The following is a 6,944-nucleotide window of genomic DNA, read 5'->3' as shown; positions in this document are numbered from 1 at the left end:
GCGCGGGGAATGCCGGGATGTCTCGGCTGAACCTGTGGTTCCTGCCGCCTGCATTTTTTTCGCAGGCGGGCCATGGGGGCGGCCAGCTCCCGGCATTCCCTGCGCCCTCGTGTTTCGCGAGGGTTCGTCGATCCCATCAGCCCGGGCGCGCCGCGTCGCGGGATCGCACCGATGCGCGACTCATGGCCCATCCGGAGGGCGCGACGCGGGCAACGAGCGTGAGAGATAACGACTCGCGGGAGCGGATAGGCGATCGGCTCCAGTGGCGGTTTGCCCAGCGCGCGGGTGCTCGCGCCGCAGCCGGATTTGATCTACACGGGGGCGTTTACGATGGACCATTCATGACGTCTCGCGTGCACCGGCGCAAGGGACAATCCGGAGTTGCATATGTCGCCCAGCCAAGCATCGCCCCTGATACTCGTTGCGGAAACGGCCGAGATCCTGACCTCGCTCGGCGTTGCGCCGGTGCGGCTGCGCGGCGGGACGCGCACCGCCCGTTCGCCCGTGACCGGCGAGGTGCTGGCCCATGTGCATGACGACAGCAGGGCGGACGCGACGGCGGTGATTGCGCGCGCGCATGCCGCGTTCCTGCAGTGGCGACTCAAGCCGGCGCCGAAGCGCGGCGAACTGGTGCGGCTGTTCGGCGAGGAGCTGCGCGCCCACAAGGCCGCGCTCGGCCGCCTGGTTTCGATCGAGGCCGGCAAGATCGTCTCCGAGGGACTCGGCGAGGTCCAGGAGATGATCGACATCTGCGACTTCGCCGTCGGCCTGTCGCGCCAGCTCTATGGCCTGACCATCGCCACCGAGCGCGCCGAGCACCGCATGATGGAGACCTGGCATCCCCTGGGGGTCACCGGCGTGATCTCGGCCTTCAACTTTCCGGTGGCGGTGTGGGCCTGGAATGCGGCGGTGGCGCTGGTGTGCGGCAACAGCGTCGTCTGGAAGCCGTCGGAGAAGACTCCGCTGACCGCGCTCGCGACCGACGCGCTGCTGGGGCGCGCGCTGCGGCGTTATCGCCGCGAGGGCGGCGAGGCCCCGGAGGGGCTCGCCGGCCTGCTGCTCGGCGGCCGCGCGGTGGGCGAGATGCTGGTCGACGATGCCAGGGTGCCGTTGGTGTCGGCGACCGGATCGACCGCCATGGGCCGCGTCGTCGGCGCCTGTCTTGCCGGCCGCTTTGCCCGCGCCATCCTCGAGCTCGGCGGCAACAATGCCGCGATCGTCACGCCCACGGCCGACCTCGATCTCACCCTGCGCGCCGTGGCGTTCGCGGCGATGGGCACCGCCGGCCAGCGCTGCACCAGCCTGCGCCGCCTGTTCGTGCATGCCGACGTCTACGCCCAGCTCGTGCCGCGGCTGAAGCAGGCCTACGCCTCGGTGGCGATCGGCAATCCGCTGGAGCAGGGCACGCTGATCGGACCGCTGATCGACCGCGGCGCCTTTGAGACCATGCAGGATGCGCTGAGCGCCGCGCGGGATCACGGCGGCCGCGTGTTCGGCGGCGAGCGCGTCGCGGTCGGTGGCTGCGCGGAGGCCTATTACGTGCGGCCGGCGCTGGTCGAGATCGACGTACAATGCGGCCCGGTCGAGCGCGAGACGTTTGCGCCGATCCTCTACGTGATGCCGTATCGCGATCTCGATGCCGCGATCGAGCTGCACAATGCGGTGCCGCAGGGCCTGTCGTCCTCGATCTTCACCAATGATCTGCGCGAGGCCGAACTGTTCGTGTCGTCGCGCGGCTCCGATTGCGGCATCGCCAACGTCAATATCGGCCCCTCGGGCGCCGAGATCGGCGGCGCGTTCGGCGGCGAGAAGGAGACCGGCGGCGGCCGCGAGTCCGGCTCGGATTCATGGAAGGCCTATATGCGCCGGGCCACCAACACCGTGAACTACGGCCGCAGCCTGCCGCTGGCGCAGGGCGTCAGGTTCGACCTCGGCTGATCGACGCGATGGGTCTTCCTCATCGGCGGAACCGCTTCGCTGCGTCGTGCGTTGCGCGCTGACAAGGAGATGCACCATGGCAGTGAAAGCGAAGAAGACGACATCCGCCGCAAAGTCCGCGCGCGGCCGCAAGCAGGATCGCGCCCGCGTCGCGGGTGGACAGGACTACGAAGTCCGCTACGAAGCCAAGAAGAGCGGCCGCTCGGCGTCCGCAGTGAAGAAGGCGGTCAAGAAGGTCGGCAACAGCCGCAACAAGGTCGAGCGCAAGCTGACGCGCAAGTGACGTCAACGCTGCTTCGGCCGCTGCGGCGGCCGAAGCGATCCCCTCGCCCAGCCGAGCGCCTTGGGCGAGTGCAGCGGATCGGGCCCGTCGCAGGTTGGACAAACAAGCTGGCGACGTTCGCCCTTGCCCTCGCGCACCGCGAGCGCGCGACCGCAGGTCGGGCATGGCTTGCGCAGCAGCCATGGGACCGGATGCTTCTGCATGATGGCGTCTCCCGGTGGAGGCCTCAGGCTAGGGCATCTTGGGGTAGCCGCGGAATCACTTATTTGAATCGCGGCGGATCTTCCGGCTCTCCGTGCCGTGAACAATCAGGACAGGTGTCGCCGGTCGCAGCCAGGACGTCCTCGATGGCCGCGAGCGCGTCCGAACTGCACAGCCCGGGTGGTGGATCGTCGCGTGCGACGCAAAGCGCCCGCGCCAGCGCTTCCGGGTCGCCGCGTTCGCGCATCCAGCCGTGCCGTTCGCATTCGACGATCGCGCCGGCCTCGCGCAGGGTGGCGACCGCCCAGCGCTCGAGACGCTGGCTCGCGGAGCGGTGTTTGACGGCAGTCGGCATCGGCCATTCTCTCCCGCCGGGAGAATCCATGAATCGGCGGGCGTTTCCAGGCCCGGCCTGCAGAGCAGGGATTCCAAAATGGAGGGACTGGCTGGCCGCGGATTATTCGGCGACCCGGCTTGAGATCGCCGCGGCCTGGGGCCATCCTTGATGGAGCTCGCGTGAAACGGATGCAGGCAGGAATGCAGATCAGGGCCAACGAGGATTTGCTGCTCATCATCGATGTGCAGAACGATTTTTGTCCCGGCGGTGCGCTCGCCGTGGCCGACGGCGATGCCGTGGTGCCGGTGATCAACCGGCTGAGCGGGATGTTCGATCACGTCGTCCTGACCCAGGACTGGCACCCGGCGGGACACAGCTCGTTCGCCTCGAGCCACCCGGGCAAGGCGCCGTTCGAAAGCGTCACGATGCCCTACGGGCCGCAGACCCTTTGGCCGGACCACTGCATCCAGGGCACGCCGGGCGCCGCCTTCCATGCCGGGCTCGCGACTGACAAGGCGCAGCTCATCATCCGCAAGGGCTTTCGCGCCGCGATCGATTCCTACTCGGCGTTCTTCGAGAACGACAAGACCACGCCCACGGGCCTCGCCGGATACCTGCGCGAGCGCGGCCTGAAGCGGGTTTTCCTGGTCGGTCTCGCCACCGATTTCTGCGTGCACTATTCGGCGGTCGATGCGCGGCGGCTCGGCTTTGCGGCCATCATCGTCGACAACGCCTGCCGGGGCATCGACCTCGGCGGCTCGATGGCGGCGGCCAAGGCGCAGGGCGCGGAGGCCGGGGTCGAGCGGATCGCCGAGCTGGCGTGATGATCGTGGACTACGCCGCCGCGCCGATGGTCGGCTCGGCGATGGCGCCGGCGACGCGGACGCGGACGCGGAGCGCGTTGCCGGGGAGGTAGGCGATCGGCATGTCCTCGACGTCGACCGTCTTGAGCGTGTCGCGGTCGGCGCCGGCCTGCACGGCGCGCACCTCGGCGATGGCCCGCGCCGCCGCGATGGCCTCGTCGCGGGTCATGTCGCGGAAGACCTGGTCGGCCTCGCCGGAGACCTGGGCGATGGCGGCGCCGACCGCATTGGCGCAGTCGCCATGGTCGACGCGGACGATGGTGGAGATGCCGGCGAGGCGCTCCGGCACCAGGAAGGCGCCGCCGCCGACCGCGAGCAGCGGCACGTCGCCCGCCTCGGTCTTCATGCGGTCGATGTCGCCTTCGAGCTTGCGGTGGGCGTCGGCGAGCGCGGCGTCGATCAGGCTTTTCGGCAGATGCGCGACGCGCGATCGGTCGCCGATGTCGATCAGCCCCGCTGCGACCGCGATGTCGGTCGCGGTGAGCTGGTCGCCGCCGAACACCAGCGCGTCGGATGTCAGCCGGTATCCGACGCTGAGCGGGCCGACACGGACCGGATCCTGCGTGACGTGGCTGCCGCCGCCGAGCCCGATCGAGAGCAGATCGGGCATGCGAAACAGCGTGCGGACGCCGCCGACCTCGACGACGGCGTTGGCCTCGCGCGGAAAGCCGTGGCGGAGCTGGCCGATGTCGCTGGTGGTGCCGCCGACGTCGACGACCATGGCGTCGTCGAGGCCGGACAGATACGCGGCGCCCCGCATGGAGTTGGTGGCGCCGGAGGCGAAGCTCATGACCGGGAAGGCGGTCGCGATCTCCGCCTGCATCACGGTGCCGTCGTTCTGCGTCAGGAACAGCGGCGCATCGATGCCGGACTCCGCGATCGCCTTGCGGAAGGCGGCGACCGTCGTGACCGCGAGGTCGTGCAGCGCGGCGTTGAGCAAAGCGGCGTTCTCGCGCTCGAGCAGTCCGATGCGGCCGAGGTCGTGCGAGAGCGTGACGGCCACATCAGGGCAGATCTCGGCGAGGATCTCGCGCGCGATGTTCTCACAGCTCGGATCGAGCGGTGAGAACGACGAGGCGACCGCGACCGCGCGCAGGCCCTTGGCCTTGATCGCGCGCGCGGCGGCCCTCAGGCCGTTGGTGTCGAGCGGCATGAAGGGGCGGCCGTCATAGTCATGGCCGCCTTCGAGCATGAAGGTCTTGCCGCTGACCAGCGCGGCGAGGTCGCCCGGCCAGTCGCAGAACGGCGGCAGCGAGGCGGAGGCCGGCATTCCGATGCGGATCGCGCCGATCTTCTGCAGGTGCCGCCGCTGCACCACCGCATTGATGAAATGCGTGGTGCCGATCACGACCGCATCGACCGGTACGGCCGCTGCGGGATTTTCTCGCAGCGCCTTCAGCGCCGCGAGGATGCCGGAGGTCACGTCGGCGGTGGTCGCAGCCTTGACGGAGTGAACGACCTGGTCGTCGGCAATCAGGACGGCGTCGGTGTTGGTGCCACCGACGTCAATGCCAATCCGCTTCATTCACTATGCTCCAGGGGGCGCAAACAGCGACCGGAAATCGAGGTCGTAACCGAAGGCGCGGGGGCCGACGAATTCGAGTCCGCGCGGGCTCGTCAGCACGGCAGGCGCCGGCAGCGCGATCACGGTGACGCGCTGGCCGTAGCGCACCGTCTCCGTGCCGATGCCGTGGCCGTTGACGCTGTCGAGCACGCAGATCAGGTCCGGCGACATCGCGATGGCTTCGCCATCGCGCCAGGCCACGATCCACTCGTTCTGGAACGACAGCTTCAGGCGCGTGCCGCGGTCATCGTCGCTGCCCTCCACGACGGCAGAGCCGCGCAGAAAACCTTCAGTGGTGCGGCGCTCGACGTCGACGATCTTGCCGCTGAACAGCCGCTGGCCACCCTCGCAATCGAGGATCGCGGCGATCGGATCCTGGTGGCTGCGGTTGGCGGCCTCGACCGCGCGGCCGATCGTGATGGCCTTGGTGGTCGTGAAATGGATGCCCCAGTCCTTGACCTCGCGGCCCGTGCGCGGCGCCTTGCTGGTCGAGGCGATCGAGCCCATCTCGACGCAGATCTTGCGGCTGGCGCGCTCCATCCACTTCCAGCTCGGCACCTTCGTCACCACGGCCTCGATGCCGCGCGGATCGTAGAGCGTGCAGGGATACGGCTTGAGGTCGCCGATCGCAACCGACGTCATCTGCGCCTCGGGAAAGGCGCGGCCCATGCAGTCGGCGTCGACTACGGGGATGTTCAGATGTGCTGCCGCCATCAGCGCCTGCATGCCGTTGCCGCCGCCGATCTCGACCGACATCACGGCGCGAAATGTGATGCCGTTGAGCTCCTCCTGCATGCGCACCGCACGCGCAATGCTGCGGCTGTCGGCGAGCCGTTCCTGCCCGACCAAGGGGGCGCCCATGTTGGAGACCACGGCGACCCAGTCGTCGTCGGCAAGATCGAGCGGCGACATCATCTGCACGCGATGTCCCTCGGCATAGAGCCGACGCAGGTTGAGCAGGCCGAGATAGGGACTGCCGCCGCCGCCGGTGCCGAGGATCCAGGCGCCGACCGCGAGCGCCTCGATGTCGTCGAGGCCGATCGTCTTCAATTCCACCCCGCTCACGACAACAGTTCCTCGACAATGCGGGCGGCTGCGGCGATCGACAGGATCACGGGCCCGGAATAATGGCGGCGGACGCGGGCCTTGTTGGCGCTGGTGTAGCTCATGCAGTCGAGCACGACGAGGTCGGGCTGCTTGGCCGCCATCGCGCGCGCCGCGGCGTCGACGGCCGCGTCATCGGAGCCCGGTTGCAGCGTGACGCCGACCACCTCGACGTGATCACGCTGCCATTTGCCGGCGATCAGCGCGGTCTGCTCGGCCAGCGGCGAGAACACGCCGAGCCGGCCCCTCGGCAGCACGGCTTCCACCATCTTGTGCAGCACTGCCGAGGGCAGGATCACGAGCCCTTCTGGCGCGAGGTTGGGAAACTTGCCCGTGCAGGCCAGCATCGCGACGTCGATGCCGTCCTGCCGAAATTTCGCGAGCTGTGCATTGGCCCGGCCCTCGACCGCCTTCTTGCTGATGCGCACGTTGTCACCGTTCGGCAGCAAGGTGAACAGCGCATCGGCGCCGTCGACCGGCGGGATGCGATCGATCTCGCCGCGGCTCATGCCGTCGAGCGCGCCGCGCAATTCGATGGTCGTGCCGGGAGACAGCACGGCTGCGATCTCGGCTTCGATCGCGGGGCGCGGGCTCTGGCCGATGACGACGACGCCCATGCGCCGTTGCGAAGGGCGATCCGCCACATCGAGGGAA

General features: G+C 69.0%; 8 protein-coding genes. 3 read left to right on the top strand and 5 right to left on the bottom strand.

Annotated elements, in window-relative coordinates; all coding sequences use genetic code 11:
- Positions 1-387 precede the first annotated feature (387 nt).
- Together amaB and ACQR1H_RS32270 are read left to right on the top strand one after the other, a co-directional pair.
- Complete coding sequence (gene amaB / locus ACQR1H_RS32275) at positions 388-1,938, top strand: L-piperidine-6-carboxylate dehydrogenase (RefSeq protein WP_434873952.1); 1,551 nt, start codon at positions 388-390, stop codon at positions 1,936-1,938.
- A gap of 76 nt (positions 1,939-2,014) precedes the next feature.
- The gene (locus ACQR1H_RS32270) at positions 2,015-2,221 is read left to right on the top strand and encodes a DUF3606 domain-containing protein (RefSeq protein WP_316178301.1); all 207 of its coding nucleotides are present in this window, start codon (positions 2,015-2,017) and stop codon (positions 2,219-2,221) included.
- A gap of 2 nt (positions 2,222-2,223) precedes the next feature.
- Here ACQR1H_RS32270 and ACQR1H_RS32265 read toward each other — a convergent pair whose 3' ends face one another.
- Positions 2,224-2,424 carry a hypothetical protein gene (locus ACQR1H_RS32265; RefSeq protein WP_434873951.1) on the bottom strand — a complete coding sequence of 67 codons (201 nt, stop codon included), beginning with the start codon at positions 2,422-2,424 and terminating at the stop codon, positions 2,224-2,226.
- Positions 2,425-2,483: 59 nt separating this feature from the next.
- Positions 2,484-2,777: a hypothetical protein gene (locus tag ACQR1H_RS32260; RefSeq protein WP_316217241.1), complete on the bottom strand. Its 294-nt coding sequence runs from the start codon at positions 2,775-2,777 to the stop codon at positions 2,484-2,486.
- A gap of 170 nt (positions 2,778-2,947) precedes the next feature.
- Between ACQR1H_RS32260 and pncA the strand changes: the two genes are divergently transcribed.
- Positions 2,948-3,583 (top strand): bifunctional nicotinamidase/pyrazinamidase, encoded by a 636-nt coding sequence (gene pncA / locus ACQR1H_RS32255; protein ID WP_316178473.1) that lies wholly within the window; start codon positions 2,948-2,950, stop codon positions 3,581-3,583.
- A 10-nt stretch (positions 3,584-3,593) separates the two neighbouring features.
- On the opposite strand, the gene ACQR1H_RS32250 is transcribed toward pncA, so the two are convergent.
- Genes ACQR1H_RS32250 through ACQR1H_RS32240 form a run of 3 tightly spaced genes read right to left on the bottom strand, consistent with a single transcriptional unit; the run spans position 3,594 to position 6,907 of the window.
- Positions 3,594-5,147: a hydantoinase/oxoprolinase N-terminal domain-containing protein gene (locus ACQR1H_RS32250; protein WP_434873950.1), complete on the bottom strand. Its 1,554-nt coding sequence runs from the start codon at positions 5,145-5,147 to the stop codon at positions 3,594-3,596.
- 3 nt (positions 5,148-5,150) lie between these two features.
- Complete coding sequence (locus ACQR1H_RS32245) at positions 5,151-6,251, bottom strand: DUF917 domain-containing protein (protein ID WP_315802271.1); 1,101 nt, start codon at positions 6,249-6,251, stop codon at positions 5,151-5,153.
- On the bottom strand, positions 6,248-6,907 hold the full coding sequence (locus ACQR1H_RS32240) for an AroM family protein (protein ID WP_316217238.1): 660 nt from the start codon (positions 6,905-6,907) through the stop codon (positions 6,248-6,250). The genes ACQR1H_RS32245 and ACQR1H_RS32240 overlap by 4 nt, the downstream gene beginning before the upstream one ends.
- Between the last annotated feature and the right edge of the window lie 37 nt (positions 6,908-6,944).

The sequence above is a fragment of the Bradyrhizobium sp. HKCCYLRH2015 genome (assembly GCF_051168215.1).
GTDB lineage: Bacteria > Pseudomonadota > Alphaproteobacteria > Rhizobiales > Xanthobacteraceae > Bradyrhizobium.
The sequence above is the reverse complement of the archived record's forward strand: the minus strand, read 5'-3'. Positions and strand labels throughout refer to the sequence as shown.

Excerpts from the sequence above, each read along its gene's own strand:
- amaB (WP_434873952.1), top strand. The coding sequence starts at position 388 with ATGTCGCCCAGCCAAGCATCGCCCCTGATACTCGTTGCGGAAACGGCC.
- ACQR1H_RS32270 (WP_316178301.1), top strand. The coding sequence starts at position 2,015 with ATGGCAGTGAAAGCGAAGAAGACGACATCCGCCGCAAAGTCCGCGCGC.
- ACQR1H_RS32265 (WP_434873951.1), bottom strand. The coding sequence starts at position 2,424 with ATGCAGAAGCATCCGGTCCCATGGCTGCTGCGCAAGCCATGCCCGACC.
- ACQR1H_RS32260 (WP_316217241.1), bottom strand. The coding sequence starts at position 2,777 with ATGCCGACTGCCGTCAAACACCGCTCCGCGAGCCAGCGTCTCGAGCGC.
- pncA (WP_316178473.1), top strand. The coding sequence starts at position 2,948 with ATGCAGGCAGGAATGCAGATCAGGGCCAACGAGGATTTGCTGCTCATC.
- ACQR1H_RS32250 (WP_434873950.1), bottom strand. The coding sequence starts at position 5,147 with ATGAAGCGGATTGGCATTGACGTCGGTGGCACCAACACCGACGCCGTC.
- ACQR1H_RS32240 (WP_316217238.1), bottom strand. The coding sequence starts at position 6,907 with ATGGGCGTCGTCGTCATCGGCCAGAGCCCGCGCCCCGCGATCGAAGCC.